This window comes from Virgibacillus siamensis (genome assembly GCF_039522605.1).
Classification (GTDB): Bacteria; Bacillota; Bacilli; order Bacillales; family Amphibacillaceae; genus Lentibacillus; species Lentibacillus siamensis.
In genome coordinates this window covers 15098-16500 of sequence record NZ_BAAADS010000008.1, presented here as the reverse complement: position 1 = coordinate 16500, position 1403 = coordinate 15098, and the positions used below count along the sequence as shown (strand labels likewise).

The following is a 1403-nucleotide window of genomic DNA, read 5'->3' as shown; positions in this document are numbered from 1 at the left end:
ATAACGAGAGAAGAATTAATATAACGGGAGAAGAAACAATATAACAGGAGAATAATCTACATATCAGGACAACGTCATGGGAGAATAGCCGAGTGACGTTTTGCATTCTCTTTATTGTTGCAGTGCAGGGTCTGAGCAGGTAAACTGAAATCAACTTATAGACATGGGGTGATGCCGATTCGATATCTTCTCATAATATTGACAGTTGTATGTGTGACGAGTGCCTGCTCGCAGCAAGAGAAGCCCAATCCTGAGACCGCGGAAACAATGCATGAAACTACTGATTCAGAACAAGGATTTAAGGTTATAGCACAAAATCTTGATGAACCATGGGAAATCGTGAAGAATGGGGAGGCAATTTATATAAGTGAGCGGACAGGCAGTATTGTAAAAATTCAGGATGGAGAAAAAAACCGCATGCCGGTGGAACTTTCAGCAGACCTTTCCAATCAGCCGGAAGCCGGACTGCTCGGAATTGCTTTTCCGGACAACTTCAGCGAGACAAGAACGGCATACGCCTATTACTCCTATCAGGAAAATGAAAAATATTATCAGCGTGTTGTAATCATCCAGGCAAAAAACACAAAATGGACGGAAATGGAAATACTGCTGGACAAAATTCCCGGCGGTACATTTCATCAGGGAGGGCGGATTGAGATTGGACCGGATAATAAATTGTATATTACAACCGGCGATGCAACAACCCCCGAACTGGCACAGGATAAAGGCAGTTTGGCCGGAAAAATTCTGCGGGTGAATATAGACGGTTCAGTTCCTGAGGATAACCCGTTTACCGATTCGTATGTTTATTCTTATGGACACCGTAATCCACAGGGGCTCGCCTGGAATGAGGATAATCAGTTGTATGCGACGGAACACGGATCAAGTGCACATGATGAAATAAACCGGATTATTAAAGGAGAGAATTATGGATGGCCAGCTATCCGCGGGGATGAAACGGAAGCGGATATGAAAGAGCCGGTCATCCATTCCGGAAGTGATACGTGGGCACCGTCCGGCATGACGTTTTTTAACGGTGATTTCTACTTCGCTTCTTTGGCGGGTGAAGGCTTGCGACGGTTCGATCCGGAAAACAAGGAGCAGGAGCTGGTTGTCTCAGATGTTGGCCGTGTACGGGACGCACTGGCTGCAGACAATGGCATCTATTTTATAACCAATAATACGGACGGCAGGGGAAAACCCGCTGAAAAGGATGATCGGCTGTTGTTTATCTCCAAATTGAATTGAGAAAAAAGCTGATGTGCAGGGCTCTGCATATCAGCTTTTTTCATTGCAGGAAACTATAAAATTTAATACTTGTGGATAATTTTTATATTAATGAAAAGCCACGTCCGGCTCCAGCGCCCAGCAACTAGCAAACTTCACACTTCCTCACTACGATA

1 protein-coding gene is annotated in these 1403 nt (G+C 44.6%); it reads left to right on the top strand.

Features of this window, described 5'->3' with window-relative positions:
* The first annotated feature begins 171 nt into the window (after nt 1–171).
* Nucleotides 172–1248 (top strand): PQQ-dependent sugar dehydrogenase, encoded by a 1077-nt coding sequence (locus tag ABD010_RS06145; RefSeq protein ID WP_343811233.1) that lies wholly within the window; start codon nt 172–174, stop codon nt 1246–1248.
* Nucleotides 1249–1403 lie beyond the last annotated feature (155 nt).

Excerpts from the sequence above, each read along its gene's own strand:
- ABD010_RS06145 (WP_343811233.1), top strand. The coding sequence starts at position 172 with ATGCCGATTCGATATCTTCTCATAATATTGACAGTTGTATGTGTGACG.